At 64.7% G+C, this 20,082-nt stretch carries 20 protein-coding genes and 1 other RNA gene; 12 read left to right on the top strand and 9 right to left on the bottom strand.

Annotated features, from left to right (window positions below; translation table 11 throughout):
* Nucleotides 1–45: 45 nt before the first annotated feature.
* A complete protein-coding gene (locus tag ACN4E0_RS10910) occupies nt 46–990 on the bottom strand; it encodes an RluA family pseudouridine synthase (RefSeq protein WP_419567759.1) in 945 nt (314 codons plus the stop codon).
* 16 nt (nt 991–1,006) lie between these two features.
* Between ACN4E0_RS10910 and ACN4E0_RS10915 the strand changes: the two genes are divergently transcribed.
* The 3 genes from ACN4E0_RS10915 to ACN4E0_RS10925 are packed head-to-tail and all read left to right on the top strand — an operon-like array spanning nt 1,007 to nt 2,842.
* Nucleotides 1,007–1,402, top strand: a complete 396-nt coding sequence (locus ACN4E0_RS10915; protein WP_419567761.1) for a M67 family metallopeptidase — start codon at nt 1,007–1,009, stop codon at nt 1,400–1,402.
* A 34-nt stretch (nt 1,403–1,436) separates the two neighbouring features.
* Nucleotides 1,437–2,096, top strand: coding sequence for a histidine phosphotransferase family protein (locus tag ACN4E0_RS10920; protein ID WP_419567762.1), 660 nt, complete (start codon nt 1,437–1,439; stop codon nt 2,094–2,096).
* Nucleotides 2,093–2,842 (top strand): N-acetylmuramoyl-L-alanine amidase, encoded by a 750-nt coding sequence (locus tag ACN4E0_RS10925; RefSeq protein WP_419567764.1) that lies wholly within the window; start codon nt 2,093–2,095, stop codon nt 2,840–2,842. Before ACN4E0_RS10920 ends, ACN4E0_RS10925 begins: the two co-directional genes overlap by 4 nt.
* Here ACN4E0_RS10925 and ACN4E0_RS10930 read toward each other — a convergent pair.
* Nucleotides 2,839–3,306 (bottom strand): BLUF domain-containing protein, encoded by a 468-nt coding sequence (locus tag ACN4E0_RS10930; protein ID WP_419567766.1) that lies wholly within the window; start codon nt 3,304–3,306, stop codon nt 2,839–2,841. The genes ACN4E0_RS10925 and ACN4E0_RS10930 overlap by 4 nt on opposite strands.
* Nucleotides 3,307–3,321: 15 nt before the next feature.
* Nucleotides 3,322–5,358: a putative bifunctional diguanylate cyclase/phosphodiesterase gene (locus tag ACN4E0_RS10935; RefSeq protein ID WP_419567768.1), complete on the bottom strand. Its 2,037-nt coding sequence runs from the start codon at nt 5,356–5,358 to the stop codon at nt 3,322–3,324.
* 179 nt (nt 5,359–5,537) lie between these two features.
* Between ACN4E0_RS10935 and rnpB the strand changes: the two genes are divergently transcribed.
* An RNA gene (rnpB, locus tag ACN4E0_RS10940) (RNase P RNA component class A) lies at nt 5,538–5,952 on the top strand.
* A 110-nt stretch (nt 5,953–6,062) separates the two neighbouring features.
* On the top strand, nt 6,063–6,437 hold the full coding sequence (locus tag ACN4E0_RS10945) for a hypothetical protein (RefSeq protein WP_419567770.1): 375 nt from the start codon (nt 6,063–6,065) through the stop codon (nt 6,435–6,437).
* An 81-nt stretch (nt 6,438–6,518) separates the two neighbouring features.
* On the opposite strand, the gene ACN4E0_RS10950 is transcribed toward ACN4E0_RS10945, so the two are convergent.
* Nucleotides 6,519–7,319 (bottom strand): metallophosphoesterase, encoded by an 801-nt coding sequence (locus ACN4E0_RS10950; protein WP_419567772.1) that lies wholly within the window; start codon nt 7,317–7,319, stop codon nt 6,519–6,521.
* Between the two features lie 293 nt (nt 7,320–7,612).
* On the opposite strand from ACN4E0_RS10950, the gene ACN4E0_RS10955 reads away from it, so the two are divergent.
* Nucleotides 7,613–8,335: a TorF family putative porin gene (locus tag ACN4E0_RS10955; RefSeq protein WP_419567774.1), complete on the top strand. Its 723-nt coding sequence runs from the start codon at nt 7,613–7,615 to the stop codon at nt 8,333–8,335.
* A 57-nt stretch (nt 8,336–8,392) separates the two neighbouring features.
* Here ACN4E0_RS10955 and ACN4E0_RS10960 read toward each other — a convergent pair whose 3' ends face one another.
* Complete coding sequence (locus ACN4E0_RS10960) at nt 8,393–9,142, bottom strand: SIMPL domain-containing protein (RefSeq protein WP_419567776.1); 750 nt, start codon at nt 9,140–9,142, stop codon at nt 8,393–8,395.
* Nucleotides 9,143–9,233: 91 nt separating this feature from the next.
* Here ACN4E0_RS10960 and ACN4E0_RS10965 point away from each other — a divergent pair, with 91 nt between their 5' ends.
* Nucleotides 9,234–9,671, top strand: coding sequence for a VOC family protein (locus ACN4E0_RS10965; protein WP_419567778.1), 438 nt, complete (start codon nt 9,234–9,236; stop codon nt 9,669–9,671).
* Nucleotides 9,672–9,681: 10 nt separating this feature from the next.
* On the opposite strand, the gene nhaA is transcribed toward ACN4E0_RS10965, so the two are convergent.
* Complete coding sequence (gene nhaA / locus ACN4E0_RS10970) at nt 9,682–10,893, bottom strand: Na+/H+ antiporter NhaA (RefSeq protein WP_419567780.1); 1,212 nt, start codon at nt 10,891–10,893, stop codon at nt 9,682–9,684.
* Between the two features lie 81 nt (nt 10,894–10,974).
* Here nhaA and ACN4E0_RS10975 point away from each other — a divergent pair, with 81 nt between their 5' ends.
* The 5 genes from ACN4E0_RS10975 (at nt 10,975) to ACN4E0_RS10995 (ending at nt 17,250) form a co-directional block, all read left to right on the top strand.
* Nucleotides 10,975–12,378, top strand: coding sequence for a glycosyl transferase family protein (locus ACN4E0_RS10975; protein WP_419567782.1), 1,404 nt, complete (start codon nt 10,975–10,977; stop codon nt 12,376–12,378).
* Nucleotides 12,375–13,499 (top strand): hypothetical protein, encoded by a 1,125-nt coding sequence (locus ACN4E0_RS10980; RefSeq protein ID WP_419567784.1) that lies wholly within the window; start codon nt 12,375–12,377, stop codon nt 13,497–13,499. Before ACN4E0_RS10975 ends, ACN4E0_RS10980 begins: the two co-directional genes overlap by 4 nt.
* A 46-nt stretch (nt 13,500–13,545) precedes the next feature.
* Entirely contained in the window at nt 13,546–14,451 is a 906-nt protein-coding gene (locus tag ACN4E0_RS10985; protein ID WP_419567786.1) for a sulfite exporter TauE/SafE family protein, read from the top strand.
* Nucleotides 14,448–15,200 carry a TIGR02186 family protein gene (locus tag ACN4E0_RS10990; RefSeq protein ID WP_419567788.1) on the top strand — a complete coding sequence of 251 codons (753 nt, stop codon included), beginning with the start codon at nt 14,448–14,450 and terminating at the stop codon, nt 15,198–15,200. Before ACN4E0_RS10985 ends, ACN4E0_RS10990 begins: the two co-directional genes overlap by 4 nt.
* Before the next feature lie 394 nt (nt 15,201–15,594).
* Nucleotides 15,595–17,250, top strand: coding sequence for an ATP-binding protein (locus tag ACN4E0_RS10995; protein ID WP_419567790.1), 1,656 nt, complete (start codon nt 15,595–15,597; stop codon nt 17,248–17,250).
* An 18-nt stretch (nt 17,251–17,268) separates the two neighbouring features.
* Here the strand turns inward: ACN4E0_RS10995 and ACN4E0_RS11000 are convergent, their stop codons facing one another.
* The 3 genes from ACN4E0_RS11000 to ACN4E0_RS11010 form a co-directional block, all read right to left on the bottom strand.
* A complete protein-coding gene (locus ACN4E0_RS11000; RefSeq protein WP_419567792.1) occupies nt 17,269–18,003 on the bottom strand; it encodes a 7-carboxy-7-deazaguanine synthase QueE in 735 nt (244 codons plus the stop codon).
* Between the two features lie 210 nt (nt 18,004–18,213).
* Nucleotides 18,214–19,047: a zinc-dependent peptidase gene (locus ACN4E0_RS11005; protein ID WP_419567794.1), complete on the bottom strand. Its 834-nt coding sequence runs from the start codon at nt 19,045–19,047 to the stop codon at nt 18,214–18,216.
* A gap of 43 nt (nt 19,048–19,090) precedes the next feature.
* Nucleotides 19,091–20,082: class I tRNA ligase family protein (locus ACN4E0_RS11010; RefSeq protein WP_419567796.1), on the bottom strand; the 992-nt coding region annotated here is incomplete at its 5' end.

The raw sequence follows: 20,082 nt of genomic DNA on the forward strand, positions 1-20,082 counted from the left end.
ATCTATAGCGGACACGGTCCGGATTGCACACGTCTTTCATCGATTTCAACGAGCGGTTTGATCGATCAGTTCCCGCATGTCGGAGGGCAATTCGGCGCAGAAATCCAAGGTTTCAGCGCTGATAGGATGTCTGAATCCAAGCCGTGCCGCGTGGAGGGCCTGACGCCGGAAACCCAGTTCTTCGAGCAGAGGCCTGAGGGTCTTGGGAGTGCGTCCATAGACCGGGTCTCCCAATAGCGCATGACCGATTGACTCACAGTGAACGCGTACCTGGTGCGTCCGACCGGTTTCGAGCCGGCACTCGATCAGGGCGGCGTGATTTAGTCGCCGCAGCGTTTCGAAATGAGTGACCGCATGCTTTCCGCGGGTCGCATCGTCGGGCAGGACCGCCATCTTCTTACGGTCCCTGTCAGATCGCCCGATCCGCCCCGAGATCGTGCCCGCGGGCGGATTGGGGTGCCCGCCGCAAACGGCGAGATAGCGGCGGGTGATCGAATGGTCCGCGAACTGCTTCGCCAGTCCCTCGTGAGCGACATCCGATTTCGCCACCACCAGCAAGCCGCTGGTATCCTTGTCGATACGGTGGACGATCCCGGGCCGCGCGACGCCATTGATGCCCGATAGCTGACCCCTGCAGTGAAACAACAGGGCATTGACCAGCGTGCCGTCGCGGTTCCCCGCGGCGGGGTGCACCACCATGCCGGCGGGCTTGTCGATCACGATGAGGTGCTCGTCCTCGAAGACGACCTCGAGCGGGATGTCCTGCGGCTCGGCGATCAGCGGCTCGGGCGGGGGCAGGGTGATGGAGAAGGCGGCCCCGGCGCCGACCCTTGCCGAACCGCTCTTTGCGGTGGCCCCGCCAATCTCGACCGCCCCGTCGGCGATGAGTCCCTTGATCCGTTCGCGCGACAGATTCGTCGCCTCGGCGAGTGCCTTGTCGAGGCGTACGCTCGTTGCCAGCGTTCCGGTGATGATTTCGCTCTCGGCCATGCTAGGGCCATGCGCGATGCCGGTCCGAGTCTCAAGCGATGTCGTCGCGCGCCTCCTTGCCGAGGCGGAACGGGTACATCCGCTGGAATGCTGCGGGATTCTGTTGGGCGACGGCGAGGCAGTCGCCGCGATCCTCCCCGCAGGGAATGTACACCCCCAGCCCGATCGGCATTTCGAGATCGACCCGCAGGCGCTGATCGATGCCCACCGAGGCGCGCGTTCGGGCGGGCCCCAGGTGCTCGGCTATTATCATTCGCATCCCAACGGCCTGCCGCGTCCGTCGGCCACGGACCGATCGCTGGCGGCGCCCGACGGGGCGATCTGGGCGATAATCGCGGCGGGGCGAATCACGCTGTGGCGATCGGGGGATGCGGGTTTCGCGGCGCTTCCCTATGAGGTCGCCCCCCGCTAAGACCGTAAACCGTTATTCATCAACCGGAACCCCAATGGACGACCGCCAATCGATCGATCTTGCCGCGATGCTGTGCTCGCGCCTCTGTCACGACATGCTCAGCCCCGTGGGGGCGCTTTCCAACGGTCTCGAGCTGCTCGCGATGGAAACCGATCAGGAAATGCGCGCCAATGTGATGCAATTGCTCGAACAGAGCGCGCATATCAGCACCAACAAGCTCAAGTTCTTCCGCCTCGCCTTCGGAGCTGCAGGCGGTTTCGGCGAGCGCGTCGACGTCGAGGAACCCAAGGCGCTGATCGAGGCCCTGGTGGCGGACAAGGCCAAGATCACGATCAACTGGGCGCTGACCGATGCCACGCTGGGCAAGCCGGCGGTCAAGGTGCTGCTCAATTTCGCGCAGATCGCCATCGATGCGCTTGTGCGCGGCGGCACGCTCGACGTCGGCGCCGAACGCCGCGACGATGCTTGCGAGATCGTGGTGCGCGCTTCGGGGCCCAAGATCGCCTTCGACGAGACCATCGGCAAGGCGCTCGACGGTTCGCTCGACCGCTCGGATCTGAGCAGCCGCACCGCGGCGGCGCATATGATCCACCTGCTCGCCAGCGAGAGCGGTGGCGGGTTGCAATATCACCGGGGCGATGATGCGCTGGTGCTCGGCGCGGCGCTGCCCGAAGGCGAAGGGCTGATCGGTTGAGCTCGGATTTCGGCAAGCTCGGCGAGGGTCTTCCGCCAAGCAGGGACGAGCTGGTCGACCGCGAGGTCTTGTCGCCCAATTTCGACGAACGCAGCACGCCCATTTCGATGGTCGTCATCCATTACACCGAGATGGAGGACAAGGGTTTCGCCATCGAACGGCTGTGCGACCCTGAGGCCAAGGTTTCGGCGCATTACCTCATCGGCGAACAGGGCGAGGTCGTGCGCCTGGTCCCTGAAGAGAAGCGGGCCTGGCATGCGGGCCTGTCCTATTGGCGCGGCCACAAGGACGTGAACTCGGCAAGCATCGGCATCGAGCTCGACCATCCGGGTCACAAATACGGCTATCGCGAATTCAACGAAGCGCAGTTCGAGGCACTTGTGCCGCTGGTGGCGCGCATGGTTGAACGGTACGACATTCCGCGCGCCAATGTGGTCGGGCATTCGGATGTCGCGCCGGCGCGCAAGATCGATCCCGGCGAGCTCTTCCCATGGGACCGGCTCGCCGAATACGGGCTGTGCCTGCCCCGTCCCGAAAAGCTCGAACGCGGCGATCCCTTCGATAACGACGCCGCGTTCTATCTCGGCCTAGAACGCTTCGGCTATGACATCACCGACGGGCACAAGGCCGTCGAGGCCTTCCAGCGCCGGTGGCGTCCCGAGAAGATCAATGGTGAGATCGACGGCGAAGTGCGCGCGATCCTGTTCCAGCTCCTGCTCGACCGCGACCGCGGCCATACGCGCTAGCCGGGTAGCTGCTCGCCCTCGGCTAGCGCGCTGATCGGAATCTCGCTACGGCCGAGAAGATACTCATGCATGCGTTCCACCGCGACGCGCGCATTCACCCCGAGCAGGTAGCGGACGTTGCGAAGGTCCTCGTCGAGCGACGAACCGGGATCCTCGCCTTCGCACAGGTGAGCCATGCTCCATCCCGCGAAGAGGCGGTCTTTCACCGCCACCAGGTCGACGAGCTTCACTTGCGCATGCCTGAAGTCGCAGCAGATGCGCTCGAAGGTCGCTTCCACCGCGGTGCTCTCGCCCTCGATGATCTGGATGAACTGGCCCTCGACGAACACGAGCAGACCAGTGACCCCGTCCCTCTTGTTGCGCTTCGCTGCCTGCTGCACGATGTCCGCGACCTGCTCTTCGACCGTCAGCTCGGCGGGCTCGAGGCGCGAAGCGCTGGTGTAGAGTAACCTTCTGATCGGCATGATACCCTCGCAGAACTAGGCGTTGACGACGACCGGCTTGCCGGTGCGGGCAAGGAAGTCGGCGGAGGCGATCGGGCGCCCGGTCAGGAAGCCCTGGACGTGGTCGCAACCCTGTTCGCGAATGAAGGCCAGTTGGGACTCGGTCTCGATCCCTTCAGCGGTGATCTGCATGTTCAGGCTGGAACCAAGCTGGGTGATGGCCCTGACGATCGACACGCTACCGCCGTCTTCCGGGACCCTCTGGATGAAGCTCTTGTCGATCTTGATACGACTGATCGGGAAACGGTGCAGATAGCTGAGCGAGGAGTAGCCGGTCCCGAAATCGTCGAGCGAGATGCTCACGCCGAGATTGCGGATCTGCGTGAGCGTTCGCAGCGCCGCCTCATCGTTGTTGAGCAGCGCGGTTTCGGTGATTTCGAGTTCGAGGCGCTCCGGCGGGAGGCCGGAATCGGCCAGTGCCTGCGCGACTGTCTGCGGTAGCCGCGGATCGAGCAATTGCACCGGCGAGACATTTACGGCCAGATCGATCGTCTCCGGCCAGGCCGCGGCATCGCTACATGCCTGCCGCAGCACGTCCGCCCCGATACGCGAAACCAGGCCGAGCTCTTCGGCGATGGGTATGAATTCACTCGGCGGTATCTCGCCATGTTCGGGACAGGTCCAGCGCAGCAGGGCTTCGGCCGCAGTGATCGCCCCGCTCACCGATGAGAAGACGGGCTGATAGACTATGGTGAATTCGTCGCGCATGCAGGCCCGGCGCAGGGCCGCCTCGAGCGATCGACGACGCTTGATGGTTTCCATCAACATCGGTTCGAAGACACGATAGGTGTCTCGCCCGTTATTCTTTGCCGAATAGAGCGCTATGTCGGCGTGCTGGATCAGCAGTTCGGGAGTCGTGCCGTGTTCGGGCGCAATCGCCATCCCGACGCTGCCGCTCAACTCGATGACATTGCCGTGGATCACCATCGGACGCGCGAGGAGTTCGGTGATCCGCTCGGCGATGGCCGTTACCGTATCCCGGTCCGTGGCATCGAATGCGATAACCGCGAATTCGTCACCGCCGATCCGCGCGACCATGTCGTTATCGCGCGCGGCGATCCGCAAGCGTCGGGCGATCCGCTGAAGCACCTGGTCGCCCACCGGATGCCCGAGCGTATCGTTGATCGGCTTGAAGCGGTCGAGGTCGACCATCATCAGCGCGAAGGGTGCTCCTTGGCCGTCGAGCGCCTCGCACCGGCTGTGGAGAGCCTCAGTAAATTGGTGGCGGTTGGCGAGATTGGTGAGCGCATCGTGCATCGCGATATGGGCGATCCGGCTCTCGCCTTCCGAACTTGTCCTGCGTTCCAGCAGATAGGTGGAAACCCCGGTCCCGATGATCAGCAGCGCCACCATGCCGATCGCCGCAGCCATGGCGGCGAAAGCCTCGCTGTCGGGGCCCTGCGAATATCCGTCCATGGCGGAGACGGAAAAGCCGGCCATGCCCGCGAAATGCAGGCCGACAATGGCCAGCGCCAGCATTGTGCCCGCCTGCCAGGACCGGTGGCGTTCCGCGTCATCGCGCAGCAGGCGGATTGCATAGACCGAACAGGCGATGGCCACCACGAGCGAGGCGATCACGTATCCCCAGTCCCACTGGACGATGCCGTCGACGCGATAGGCGAACATGCCGACATAATGCATCGCGCCGATCGACAGGCCGATCGTCGCACCGCCGATCAGTGGCGCGAAGCGCGGCAGTTGCACCGACGCGAGGATGAGGCCCAGACCTATGCCCGCGACGGCGATCAGCGCGGAAACGACGGTCAGAAACCCGTCGAGAGACACCGGCGCATGGGGCTGGTAGCCAAGCATGGCGATGAAGTGGGTAGCCCAGGTTGCGGCGCCTGCCGTGACTGCCGAGAGGAAGCACCAGTGGACGCGGGCGGCGCCGCCCTCTGCCAGCGTCCGGCGAAACAGCGTCGCCGAAACCATGGAACCGGCGATGCACATCAGCGCCGCCATCACCACGAATGTGATGTTGTGGTCTTCTACCAGGCAGCTGACGATTCGCATGCAGTCCTCGGATAACCGCCCGCGAATGATCGCAGGCCCCGATCCGCCTAGGGAATAAAGGTTAACGAAATCGTCGGGTCGATGCTCCACGGCGCAGAAATCGCGGGTTCACGCACGCCGGGGGTCCGATGGAAGCGCGCGCTTGGCGAATGCCGGGCGATGCACTATCTCACCTGACGCCAGGGGACCGGGCAGCCGCGTGCCGCAGGGTACGAGGAAAGTCCGGGCTCCACGAAACGAGGGTGGCGGGTAACGCCCGCCCGGCGCGGGCCTTCGGGTCCGAACCGAGGGAAAGTGCCACAGAGAGCATACCGCCGATGGCCTGCATGCAGGCTCAGGCAAGGGTGAAAGGGTGCGGTAAGAGCGCACCGGGGCCGCGGCAACGCGGTCCGCATGGCAAACCCCACCCGGAGCAAGGCCGAATAGGGGCGGCGCGTCCGCGCAAGCGGGCAGGTGCGTTTCGCATCGACCGCCCGGGTTGGCTGCTGGAGCCGCGGAGCAATCCGCGGCCTAGACGAATGGCTGCCCCCGCGCGGCTGGTGTGCGAGCATACCGCGTGCGGGACAGAACCCGGCTTACAGGTCCCCTGGCAAATCCTCGACAGCAGGCAGCATCGAGGTCTTGGGCGGTGTTTCTTTGGGCACGATCTGGCCCTCTACCTCGAGTCCTTCGAACGGGCGGCAGGCTTCCTTCATCTTCTCCGAATGAAGGTGGACCTTCATCATCGGATCGGCCTTGCTCCAGTCGGTACGCGGATCGTCGCGCACCACGCACAGGGCCCGCCAGGCGATGGGCAGTTCCTCGAGCTGTTCGATCGTGGGAAGGCCCTCGACGAGGACTTCACGGCCCGCATAGCGCCCCTTGGCAAAGCCTACGAACTTGGTCTCGGTCCCGCGAATATGGATGCGGTCGGTTCCCGCATCGATACGCGCGAACGTATCCAGCCGGATAGAGAAGGCAGCCCAGATAGAGAGGCCGATCAGCAGTACCAGGGCGACCATCGTCGCCACGACGGTCCATTTTGCGGCGGGGTTTTCGAGGCCTTCGGAATGATCGAGCGGCACGAGGGTACTCCTTAGGAGGCAGGCAAGGACAAAACGCGGGACCAGGGCAATTCGCTCCCGCTGGTCGGCGACGAGGTGGCCGCACCGCTGCGGCGGCTAGGCGAATTCGTTGTGCACCACCATAATATTCCCGTCGACCTCGTGCGCCTGGATGAACCGGCGCTGGTCGCCTTCCAGGACGAGCGCAGTGAGCTTGCCGGTGCGGAAGGCCCCCGTATCGATCCCGATGCGGTATTCGGTGCTTTCGACGTCGTCGAAAATCGTGTGCCCATGGACCACGACATGGCTGAGCGGCTCGCGATGCTTGAGAAACCGTTCGCGAATCCACCGCAGGTCGGACTTGCGCTGCTCTTCGAGGCTGAGCTTCGGATTGATCCCGGCATGGACGAAGACATAGTCGCCGGCGACGATGATATCCTCCATCGCGGCGAGGAACCTGCGGTGCTTCTTGGGCACCAGTTCGTGCAGTTCGGCCTGCAGTTCCTTCATCGTCAGCTCGCTGTAGCGCTTCTTCTTGATCCCGTAGCTGAGCACGGTCTCCTTGCCGCCATGCTTGAGGAAGTGGCGCAGCATTTCCTTGTCGGTGAAGGCTTCGAGGAACATTTCCTCGTGGTTTCCGGCGATGTAGCGCAGCTTGCGCCGCTCACCCCATTGCCGTGCGGTTTCGATCACGCGTGCGCTTTCGGGGCCGCGGTCGACGAGATCGCCGAGCAGCACCACGGTGGTGTCGGCCTCGCCCAAGCGCTGGTCGTCTTCCTCGATCGCCACGATGAGTTCGTCGAGCAGATCGCACCGGCCGTGGATATCGCCGATGACGTAGTATCTTTCGCCCGCCGGAACCCGGGGCCGCGGCGCGGCAGGTACGTCTTTTCTGAAGAATCTCGCGAGGTTCAGCATGGAAACTATGGGCAATCTTGAATTTGCTGCGTGGGGTTCGGAAGCAGATAGGCGCAAGCCGCTGCAGGGGCAACAAGCCGCACCGGGCCGGTTGTTGCAGTTGCGAAAAAGGCACAGCATTTGTTGCGAATGCGAAAACCGGGCGGTGCTATCTTGCGCAAATGGCGCAAGCGATGCAGGTTTATGACCGTATCCGAAGCAGAGGCTATGCAAAATGGCCCGGTCGGATTCGCAGGTGGGACGAAGCGACACTCGTACAGGAGTTTGTAATGCGCACGTCCTTTCGCGGCCTCATGGCCGTTTCGCTCGCTGCCGCGGGCCTCTCTCTCGCAACGCCAGCCATGGCCCAGTCCGAAGAGGACAGTGGATTCACCACCTCGGCGAATGTTGCGCTGACCACCGATTATCGCTTTCGCGGCGTCTCGCTGTCGGGCGGCGATCCGGCCCTTCAGGGCGGTTTCGATGTCGCCCATGACAGCGGTTTCTACATCGGCACCTGGGCTTCCTCGATCAAGGGCGGCCCGGCCTATGGCGATCTCGAGCTCGACATCTATGCCGGCTGGGGCGGCCAGCTGACCGATGCCGTCAGCGTCGATGTCGGCGTGCTCTACTACATCTATCCGACCGAGGATTTGGGCCTCGATACCGATTACATCGAACCCTACGCCTCGATCAGCGCGAACCTCGGCCCGGCCGAAGCGACCTTCGGCGTCGCCTATGCGCCCAAGCAGGATTCGCTGGGCGGAGACGACAACCTCTATCTCTACACCGATGTCGGCTTCGGGCTTCCGGGCACACCGGTGAGCCTGACCGGCCACCTCGGCTATACCGATGGCGTGCTTGCCCCGCCGATTCTTGCCGGAACCACCGACGATACCGGCCTCGACTGGTCGATCGGCGCCAGCGTGAGTGAAGGCAATTTCGAAGTCGGCGTCGCCTACATCGGCGTCGAGGGGCCGTCGATCAACGGCCTCACCGACGATGCCATCGTGGGTACGATTTCCGCCAGCTTCTGAGAATTCACTGGCGGGAAATCCGTAGGGGTGCGCTGTGGCGGCGCACCCCTCTTTTCGTCAGTCGAGTGCGAAATCGACCGTGGTGACCACGCGCACCTTCTTGAAGGGCGTGTCGCCAATCCCCCAGCCGCCCGCCTCGCCATCGCGGGCCTCGATCGAAAAATAGCCCTGCGTCGCGCTGCGAATGCTGCCGACGTCGGCGCCGCTATCCTTGGCGAACTGCTCCGCCGCGGCACGGGCGTCGCGGGTGGCCTCGGCGACCATTTCCGGCTTGATCGCGTTGAGGCCGGTGAAAGTGTAGCTGATGCCCGAACCATCCTCCAGCACCACGCCCTTGCGCACAAGCTCCGCCTGCCGTTGCACCGCGCGCTGGGCGCGCTCGATGTCCTTGGTGCGCAATACGCTGCGCTGGCGCACAGTGTAGAAGACGGTGCCATTGTCGGTATAGTTCGACACGTTCACGCCCGCCGGGGTCAGTTCGGACTCGGGAAAGCCCAGTTCCTTGAAGAACTGGCGCACCGCCGTCGCGTCGCGATCGGTGCTCGTCTGGGCGGTCCGCAGATCTGTGGCGGTCGAGGCGAAGGAGAGGGTCCAGGTCGCGAGGTCGGCAGTGACCTCACGTTCGGCGAGGCCACGGACGGTGACGCTGCGTTCGGCAGCCTTCATCCGCACCAGCCCGTCCCCCAGCACGAACCCGCCAACGATCAGGCCGATCGCCAATATGCCGGCGCTGGCGAGCCAGCGCCTAAAGGTGGAATCCACCGGCTGCACTTCCCGGGTATCGGTGGTATCGGCGTCCTCAGACATCGTCGCAGTCCTCTCTTCCCTGTTCCGTCCGGAGAGGAAATACAATGTGCGCGATGAACCGTGCTTTAATATAGATGAATGGAGTTTATCCGTGCCCAAATATCTGCACAGCATGATCCGCGTTACCGATCCCGAGGCCACGGTGGCTTTTTTCCGCCTGATCGGTCTCGAGGAAGTGCGGCGGTTCGACAACGAGAAAGGCCGGTTCACTCTGATCTTCCTCGCCGCGCCGGGTCAGGAAGGCGTGGCGGAGGTCGAGCTGACCTATAACTGGCCGTCCGGAGACGGAAGCGCGCCGGAGGCCTACACTGGCGGGCGAAATTTCGGCCACCTCGCCTACCGGGTCGAAAACATCTACGAGACCTGCCAGGCGCTCGTCGATGCGGGCCACACCATCAACCGCCCGCCGCGCGACGGACACATGGCCTTCGTCAGGACGCCCGACGGCATCTCGATCGAGCTCCTGCAGGATGGCTATCTCGAGCCGCAGGAACCCTGGGCGAGCATGGAAAACAGCGGGAGCTGGTAGGCCCCGCCGATCAGTCCAGATAGGGCGACTTAACGTCGTCGGGATGCGTCGTCGTCATGCGCAGGATGGCGAACCCGACGACCGCTGAAATCAGCGATCCGAGCAGGATGCCGATCTTGGCCTCGTTGATCAGCAGCTGCTGATCGGCGAAGGCCAGCCCGCTGATGAACAGCGACATGGTGAAGCCGATCCCGCACAGGATTGAGACGCCCCAGATTTCCGGCCAGGTCGCCTGGTCGGGACGGGGTGCAAAGCCGAACTTGTCGGCAGCGAGAATGGCCAGGAAGATGCCCACCTGTTTGCCCAGGAAAAGTCCTGCGGCGATCGCCAGCGGCAGCGGCGCCAGGACCTGTTCCAGCCCCAGTCCCGCGAAGGGAACGCCCGCATTGGCGAAGCCGAACACCGGGACGACCAGATAGGCGCTCCACGGGGCCAGACTGTGTTCCATCCGCTCGACCATGGTCTGATCGTCGGGCCCGACCATCGGAATGCACAGCGCCGCGACGACCCCGGCGATGGTGGCATGGATCCCGGAATTCAGGACGCAGTACCACAGCACCAGAGCCAACGCGATATAGGGCCAGAAGCGCGCCACTTTCATACGGTTGAGGGCCATCATCGCGACCACCACAGCGGCGGAGGCCGCAAGCCAGCCGAGCTTGATATTGGCAGTGTAGAAAAGGGCGATGACCACCACCGCGCCGATATCGTCGACGATCGCCACCGTGAGCAGGAACAGCCGCAGCGATGCCGGGACGCGGTTTCCGAGCAGACCGAGCACCCCCATGGCGAAGGCGATGTCCGTGGCAGCGGGGATCGCCCAGCCGCGCAGGACTTCCGAATTGCCGCCTGCAACGCTGATATAGACCAGCGCCGGCAGCACCATGCCCGCGCCGGCGGCCAGGATCGGCAGACGCCGCGCCTGCGCACTCGAAAGCTGCCCTTCGATCCATTCGCGCTTCACTTCGAGACCGACGACGAAGAAGAACACCGCCATCAACGCGTCGTTGATCCACAGGTGCAGGTCGTGCAGCTTGGCGATCGGCGTCCACGGCAGCTCGCCATAGAACAGCGCCTCATATTCGCCGGCGAAAGGCGAATTGGCTGCGATCATCGCCGCGGCGGCAACCAGGATGAGCAGGATGCCGGCCGATGCGTCGCTGACGAACAGCGCGCGGACGGGGGCGAAAACGAGGCGGAAAGCGGAAGGACGTTCGGTCATCTTGGGCCGCTCTTTTTCGCAAAGCCGCCCGCGTTGCAAGTCTTGAGGTATCGGAGTAGTCAGAAAGACGGGGGGTGGCGCTTGTTTTTTGAGGGCTTCACGCTGGCGGAATGGTTCGTGCTCGTGCAGCACGAGTTGCTGCTGTTCGCCGCTGCCTTCTTCGCCCTCGGCATGCTCGACGAGTTCGCCCTCGATTGCATTTATGTATGGTTTCGCCTGACCGGGCGGATTCGCACGCAGCGCGTCGACGAACGCAGCTTCGCAGAGGCCGGGGGTCTGGCCGGCCGTGCCGCGGTCTTCATCCCGGCTTGGCAGGAAGACGCCGTGATCGGCTCGACGCTGGGGCACATGCTCGATGCCTGGTCCCAGGAGGAGCTGATCGTCTATGTCGGCTGTTACCACAACGATCCCGCCACCATCGCCGCCGTGATGGCATCCGTTCGCGGCGATCCGCGCGTCCGGCTGGTGGTGCACGACCGGGAAGGTCCGACTTCCAAGGCCGATTGCCTGAACGCTATCTATCTCGCGATGGTCGAGGATGAGCGGCGGGCCGGCAGCGAATTCCGGATGATCGTTCAGCACGATGCCGAGGACATGGTCGATCCGGCTGCGCTCGATCTGCTCGACGCAGCGCTGTGGCACGCGCATTTCGTGCAATTGCCCGTCCTCGCGCTGCCCCAACGGCGATCGGTGTGGATCGGATCGCATTATGCCGACGAATTTGCCGAATCGCATGGCAAGGCGCTGGTCGTGCGCGACGCGCTGGGTGCCGCCATCCCCGGGGCCGGGGTCGGCTGCGCCATCGCCCGCGGTTCGCTCGCCAGGCTTGCCGATCAGCAGGGCGGCAAGCCCTTTGCCGAGGAGTCCCTGACCGAAGACTACGAACTCGGCCTCAAGGTCGCGCAGAGTGGCGGCACGGGGCGGTTCCTGCGCGTGCGCACCTTGGATGGGCGGCTGATAGCGACTCGGGCCTTCTTCCCCGCACGGCTCGACGCGGCGGTCCGCCAGAAGACGCGCTGGATGCATGGCATCGCCTTGCAGGGCTGGGACCGGCTCGGCTGGGGACGCGAGCCGGTCGAGCTGTGGATGCAATTGCGTGACCGGCGCGGGCCGCTGGCGTCGATCCTTCTGGTGATCGCCTATCTGCTCGTCTGCCTTCTCTCCGTCGGAATGGTGCTGCAGCAATCCGGGATCGTCACGCCGCCTCCCGCCACCGCGCTGCTGTCGGCGCTGTTATTGATGAATGTCGCCGGTCTGATGCTGCGCCTGTTCGTGCGCGCCTGCTTCTCCGCGCGCGAGTTCGGATGGCGTCAGGGCCTGCTGGCGATCCCGCGCATACTCGTATCGAACGTTATCGCGATCATGGCCGGACGGCGCGCCCTGATTGCCTATATCGGCACGCTGCGCGGGGCGCCGGTGGTGTGGGACAAGACCGAGCATCGCGATCATCCGCTGTTCGCGCAGCCGGCGGGCGAGCGATCATGACCGCGCAGTTCGCCAGACGCGAGGGGCAGCCGGTTCTGTTTCTCGGCCTGCTGTTCGCCGGATGGTGCCTGCTGCGCGTGCTTACCTGGCAAAACCCCTGGCCCGAGCAGATCGACCTGCCCGATCTGTTGCATCTGAGCGACACCATCAAGCGGGCGGCCACCCCAGTCTCGCCCGCGAGCGACCGTCGGGAGGGGGTAGCGCTCGCCGAAGCGAAGCTGGCGCAGCCGGCAACGCTCGTGCCCGCCAACGCCGTGCCGCTTGGTACGGTTTCGCCAGCGACCGTGGCGCCACCTGACTTCGCGGCCCATTTCGATACGCATCGCCGCGCCGTGGGGCACAACCTGCTTTTCGCCGCCGGAATGGCCAGCCTGCCTATGCCGCGCAGCATCGCGGCCTTGCTCGATGATTCACCGGGCACCGCGCGTTCGATCGCCAGGGCGCCGCAGCGCACCACGGCTTCGTCCTGGCGTATCGACGCGTGGGCCTTGCTGCGCGAGGGCGAAGTGCTGCCGACCGGCGGCGGCGACCATCCCGCAAGCTACGGCGCCAGCCAGCTGGGCGCGGTCCTTGCCTACCGCCTTGCCCCCGCCGGTACCGGACACCAACCGGCCGCCTATGCCCGCGTTACGCGGTCGCTGGTCGATGGCGGCGAAACCGAGGGGGCTCTGGGACTCCGCGCACGTCCCATTCGCGGGGTCCCCATCACTCTCCATGCGGAAATGCGCGTGACCGAAGGGCCTGGTCGGAGTGCTGAAATCCGCCCCGCAGCTTTCCTTGCTGGGGGATTCGATTCGCTGCGCCTTCCCGCCCGGGTCACCGCACGGGGCTATGGCCAGGCAGGCTATGTCGCCGGCGACTTCGCGACTGCCTTTGCCGACGGTGCACTCGTCGCCGAACGCGAACTCGCACGGTTCGACCTCGCCACCGTCTCGCTCGGGGCGGACGCGTGGGGTGGCGCGCAGCGAGGTGCGACCAGACTCGATCTCGGCCCCAGCCTTTCGGTCAAGCTCGAACTGGGCGGCGCTCCCGCGCGGATCGCGGCAGACTATCGCTGGCGCGTGGCTGGCAGAGCCGAGCCGGGAGATGGTGGTGTCGTGACGCTTTCGACCGGCTTCTGACATCGTCCCGCTTTTATCCGCCGCGCCCCTGCGATAGGGCGCAGCCATGGACGTCTATCTCCCCATCGCGAACCTGTCCGTAAATGGACTGTGGATCGTCGCGCTGGGGGCGATCACCGGCGTGCTCTCGGGCCTGTTCGGAGTCGGCGGCGGGTTCCTGACCACCCCGCTGCTGATCTTTTACGGCATTCCGCCCACGGTGGCGGCGGCATCGGCCTCGACCCAGGTCACAGGCGCCAGCGTCACCGGCGTGCTGGCGCATGGCGGGCGCGGCGGGGTCGACTACCGGATGGGCGCGGTGATGGTCGGCGGGGGGATCATCGGTTCGGGCTTCGGCGCGCTGCTGTTCCGCTTCTTCCGCTCGATCGGCCAGATCGACGTGGTGATCAACGCGCTCTACGTCATCCTGCTCGGCGGGATCGGCCTGCTGATGGCGCGGGAATCGGTGCAGACGCTGCGCGGGACGGGCAGCACGCAGGCACCGCGCCGGCGACACCATCCGCTGGTCGCCAGCCTGCCGCTGCGTTGGCGTTTCTATCGCTCGGGCCTCTACATCTCGCCACTCGCGCCGCTGATCGTCGGCATGGTGGTGGGCATGCTCACCATGCTGATGGGCGTCGGCGGCGGCTTCATCCTGGTACCCGCCATGCTCTACATCCTCGGGATGAGCGCGAATGTCGTCGTCGGGACCTCGCTCTACAACATTCTCTTCGTCACCATGGCGACGACGATGATGCACTCGCTGACCACCAAGGCGGTCGACATCGTACTGGTCTTCCTGCTGCTTCTCGGCTCGGTCACCGGGGCGCAGCTGGGATCGAAGATGGCGGTGAAGGCCAAGCCCGAATTACTGCGCCTGATCCTTGCGGCGATCGTTTTGGTGATCGCCTTCAACATGTTCCTCCGCCTGTTCTACCGGCCGGACGAAATCTACACGGTGACTCCGCTGTGAGAGCGCTGCTGCTCCTCCTTTTCGCCTTCGTGGTGATGGGCCAGCGCGACCCGATCCTCGTGCCCGAGGTCAGCCAGCACGAAGTGAGGGTGCGCCAGGGTTTCACCGGCACCGAATTGCTGTTGTTCGGTGCCGTGCTCGACCCGCAGGGCCGCGCGGCGGGAAGCGATTACGATATCGTGGTCGTCCTAAAGGGACCTTCCCAGCCTGTCCGCCTGCGCGAAAAAGAGCGTTTCGCAGGGGTCTGGATCAATGCGGTGAGCAGCGATTTCCGCTCGGTCCCGTCCTATTTCGCGGTCGCTTCCTCGCGGCCCATTGCGCAGATCGTCGACGAGAAGACCGCCGCGATCTACGAATTCGGCACAGACTATATCCAGCTCTCGCCGAGCGGGGTGATCGATCCGGAGGAACAGGCCCGGTTCAAGGACGGGCTGGTCGATTTGAAAACCCGCCAGCAGCTGTACAAGCAGGATTTCGGCGGAGTGCAGATCAGCCAGCAGGTCCTCTACCAGGCACGCATTTCGCTACCGTCGAACGTGGTCACGGGCACCTATACGGCGGAAACCTTCGCCGTACGCGACGGACGGGTCATTGCCTCGGCGCTGGCCGAGGTCGATGTAAAGAAGGTGGGCTTCGAACGCCTTGTTGCCGATTATTCGCAGCAGTGGTCGCTGGTCTACGGTTTGATGGCGGTGGCGCTGTCGGTCGGGATGGGCTGGGCGGCAGGCCGGCTTTTCGCGCTCATCTGAGTACTTCCCTGAAGTATGCGTTGACCACATCTTAAGCAGTTTGCTGCAGGCAGGATCCGTGCGCATGGGTCGCGCGCGCTTCGTGGGACCAGCCAAGGCAATGACCGATTTGGGGCAGACAAATTTCCGTTCTTTCGATCCTTCGAAGGAAGACGGTGCCGAGCCGCCCGAGCCGCGGAGCGCCTCGCTGCGCGATCGCATTCGGCGCAACGTCGAAAACTCCGGACCCGCGGTTTCTCCCTCGGGCTATCTCCACCAGCCTGCACAGGCCCCCGCCGCCGAACCAGAACGCTCTCTGCCGCGGCAAGGCGCCCGGCGCGCTGGTGCTGAAGAAGCGGCCGCATCGCCCGAAGCCAAGGCGGAGGGCCCGCGGACAGACAGCCGGCAAGCTGCAATGAACAAGGGCGACATCGAAGGGGCGAAACCGGACCGGCCAGCCGAAGCGGCTCGTGACTCCGCCAACCAGCCGATCGGCGTCGTGCTCGAAATCGCCGGGTCGAGCTCGCAGATCGCGATCGATGTCCAGCGGCTCAACGAATGCGCCGAAGACCCCGATCCCTCGATCGCCATGGCCGGTCAGGTCGGGTCGCAGATCAAGATCCGCGTCGGCAACAGCTGGCTGCTCGCCAGCGTCCGCAACCAGCGACAGGACCGCCAGGCCGGCTCGATCCTCGCCCATATCGACTTCCTCGGCGAGGGGATGGAGGAAAAGCTGACCGGACGGCTGCATGCCTTCCGCCGCGGCGTGACCCGCTACCCCGTGCCCGGCGCGATGGTCTATCCCGCGTCGACGGCGGATCTGCAGCAGGTCTACGCCAGCGACGGGCGCAGCGCTGTCACCATCGGCAAGGTCTATCCGACCAAGGACATTCGCGCCGGGATCTATGTCGATGCCATGCTGGGCAAGCATTTCGCGCTGCTCGGCTCGACCGGCACGGGCAAGTCGACCAGCGCCGCGCTGATCCTGCATCGCATCTGCGAGGCAGCGCCCGAGGGTCACATCGTGATGATCGACCCGCACGGCGAATATGCCTCGGCCTTCCGCAACACGGGCGTGATCCTCGACGTCTCGAATCTCCAGATGCCGTACTGGATCATGAATTTCGAGGAGCATTGCGAAGTGCTTCTCACCAGCAGCGGCAACGAACGCCAGGTCGATGCCGACATTCTCGCCAAATGCCTGCTCAAGGCGCGGCAGAAGAGCCGGCTGGCCGAACACATGGGCAAGATCACGGTCGATTCGCCGATCCCCTACCTGCTGTCCGATCTCTCGAGCGAGCTGCAGGACGCGATGGGCAAGCTCGACAAGTCGACCACCTCGGCGCCCTATATGCGGATCAAGACCAAGCTCGACGAGGTGAAGGGCGATCCGCGGTACCAGTTCCTGTTCTCGGGCATGCTGGTGGCCGACACGATGGCCGATTTCATCGCGAAGATCTTCCGCATGCCTTCGAACGGCAAGCCGATCTCGATCATCGACGTCTCGGGCGTGCCGTCGGACATCACCGCCACCGTGGTCGCGGTGCTCAGCAGGCTGGTGTTCGACTTCGCCATCTGGGGCCGCGAGGAACGCACCTCGCCGATCCTGCTGGTCTGCGAAGAGGCGCATCGCTACGTCCCCAACGAGAAGAACGCCGACGGCAATTCGGTCGGCACCATCCTCAGCCGGATCGCCAAGGAAGGTCGTAAGTACGGCATCAGCCTGGGCCTGATCACGCAGCGCCCGTCCGACCTTGCCGAAGGCGTGCTGTCGCAATGCGGCACGATCATCGCCATGCGCCTCAACAACGACCGCGACCAGGAATTCGTCCGCGCGGCGATGCCCGAAGGCGCGCGCGGCTTCCTCGATGCCATCCCCGCCTTGCGCAACCGCGAGTGCATCATCTGCGGCGAGGGCGTCGCCATCCCGATCCGCGTGAGCTTCGACAATCTCGAGGAAGCCAAGCGTCCGGCCTCGGACGACCCGAGCTTCATCGAATTGTGGAACCGCACGGGCGGCGAAGAAGACGTCGTCCAGCGCACCGTGAAGCGCTGGCGCAGCCAGGGATAGGTGTTCCGGCGCGGGGAATTACGTCCCCCGCGTATCGCCGAACAGGTGGATGTGCAGCCGGTCGCTCATGCGAAAGCCATGCTCGACGCAGAGCGGCGCGAGCCATTTCTCGCGTGTGCGGAGCGTCTCGCTGTCGGTCCCCTCGGGCATCAGGAAGACGTGGCCGGGCCGGAAGCGATAGCGCTCGCGCAGCGCGAGAACCTCGTCGACGTCCGCCGGTTCTGCGATCACGAACTTGAACCAGGCGCGCGGGTCGGTCGCATAGGCGTCGAGCCGTTCGGGCAGCAGCGCGAACTCGGCCGGGTTGCCGCTGTGCGCCAGCTTGGGGCTGACGTTGAACTGGTCGATGCGGATGTCGAGCCGCGGGGGCGCCCTGGTCGTGCCGTTGGTCTCGATCTCGACACTCACGTCGGGCAGCAGCTCGAGCAGCCGGGCGAGGGCGGGGGCCTGCAGCAGCGGTTCGCCGCCGGTGATGACGAGGCGCGTCTGGCCGAGCGCGGTGATCCGCGCGGCCACCTCCTCCTCGTCCAGCGTCAGCTGGTTGGCCTTGCGCTCGAACTCCACGCCGTCACGGTGCGGACGATCGTCGCCTTCGAAGTGCCAGGTATAGGCGGTGTCGCACCACACGCAGGCGAGGTTGCAGCGCGACAGGCGCAGGAAGGTGCAGGGCATGCCCGCGCTCGGCCCTTCGCCCTGCACGCTGGCGAAGATCTCGGATTCGCCCGGGGCCTGTGTGGCGAGGACTAGAGGCACTGTGAAAACCCTCGACTGGTCGCTGCCACGGCACGGATGGACCGCATGGACCACAGTCCAAGCGCAAAAATTCCACCGGTCCCAAATGTGCACTTCGATCGACGATGCGCATGACAGGGGAAGGGGCGATTGCCGAGGTCCATGATGCGTGGCCCTATGGCACGAAACGGGGGAAGTAGGAAAATTCTTCCTGGGGTTGGCGCCCGCAAATCAGCGAACGCCCACCGCCTGGTCCCATCGCGCCGGATCGAGCGCCAGAAGCTGCGCCAATTGGGCATAAAGCGCGGGCTCTTCGCTGCGCAGAGCCGTCGGCTTCTCGAAAAAGGCGACGATGGCTTCGGCAAAGAATTCCTGATGGTTGGTGGCGCCATAGGGATCGATCAGGGTCCGCTCTCCCCAGTCCAGCCGTTCGCCATGTTCGCGATAAGCGTCCAGCATCGCCTGCTCCCACCCCGCATAGGCCTGGCCCTTGCGCAGGATCGGGATGCCATCGACGTGACCGCTCAGGCCATCGAGCTGGTGGGCGAATTCGTGAATTACCACGTTATGCCCGTCCTGCGCATCGAGTCCGCCCTGCAATGCATCGTCCCATGACAGGACGACCGGGCCGCGCGCCCAGCTTTCGCCGAGTGTCGCATGATGGCCTTCGTGGACGAAATGGCCATCGTGCGTGCCGCGCTCGGTAAGAAAGGCCGAGGGATAGACGAGCACGTTTCTGAGCGTGTCGTACCAGACCGGGCTGTTGACGATCAGCAGGCAGGCCTGTGCGCCGATGGAAAGCCGCATCGCCTCGGTCACTTCGAGGCCGTTGATGCCCCTGAAGGTGATCTGGTCGAAGAAGAGATTCATCTTCCCTTCGAGCGCCTCGCGCAGGGGCTGGGGCAACCTCTTCACCAGTGGCACCAGTCTTTCCACCACCTCCCGCTGTTCGGCGGTAAGCGGTGTCGCCAACAGCGTTTTACGCCTCCTACGCCGCCACAACCAACGGCAGGTCAGCAGGCCCGCGACGAGCAGGATACCCCCAGGGACGAGCCACGACGTCATTCGTCAAACGTAGGATGCGCTGCCGAGATTGGTAGGTTCGACCTTACCCCAGCCGCGCGAGGGCGGCTTCGAGGCGGGCGATCTCGGCGACGTGATGTGCGTGGTCGGCGCGGGCCTTCTCGACCGCTTCGGGCTTGGCGCGTTCGACGAAGTTCGCGTTCGACAGGCGCCCGTCGAGCGATTTGGCTTCCTTCTGCGAGGCGACGAGCGCCTTTTCGAGACGCGTCTTCTCGGCCTCGATGTCGATCACGCCTTCGAGCGGGATGACAAACTCGTCCTCGCCGGCAGCGATCTGCATGGCGGGGCCGGCGGGCGCTTCGCCGAAGGTCACGGGCGTCAGGCGCGCGAGGCGCTCGATCGAGGCGGCATTCGCTTCGACCACGCGCTTGCCGAGCGGCGAGGGCGCGGCGACAAAGGCCGCCAGCTTGGCTCCCGGCGCGATGCCGAGCTCGTTCTTCGCCGTACGCGCGGCGGAGGTGAGCGCGATCAACCAGTCGATCTCGGCCTTGGCGTCCGTATCGACCTCAGCCTGCGGTTCGGGCCACTTGGCGGTGATCAGCGGGTAGTCGGCGCGGTCGCCCTGCTTGGACCACAGCTCTTCGGTGATGAAGGGCATGAAGGGGTGGAGCATGACGAGGATCTGGTCGAGCGCCCAGCCGGCGACGGCTTTCGTTTCGTCGTCGAAATTGCCCTTGATCAGCTCAATATACCAGTCGCAGAACCGGTCCCACACGAAGTGGTAGATCGTGTTTGCGGCGGCATCGAAGCGCAGCTCTGCCAGTGCAGCGTCGAGTGCCTGCTTGGTCTCGACCACCTCGCCGATGATCCAGCGGTTGACCGCGTGGCTCGCTTCGGGCGCCGCGATACTGGTGCTCGCGCCGATGCCGTTGGCCTGGCAGAAACGCGTCGCGTTCCACAGCTTGGTCGCGAAGTTGCGATAGCCCTCGATCCGCTTGTCATCCATCTTGATGTCGCGGCCCTGGCTTTCCATCGCCGCCATGAAGAAGCGCAGCGCATCGGCGCCGTACTGGTCGA

This window comes from Qipengyuania sp. (assembly GCF_048550555.1).
GTDB lineage: Bacteria > Pseudomonadota > Alphaproteobacteria > Sphingomonadales > Sphingomonadaceae > Qipengyuania.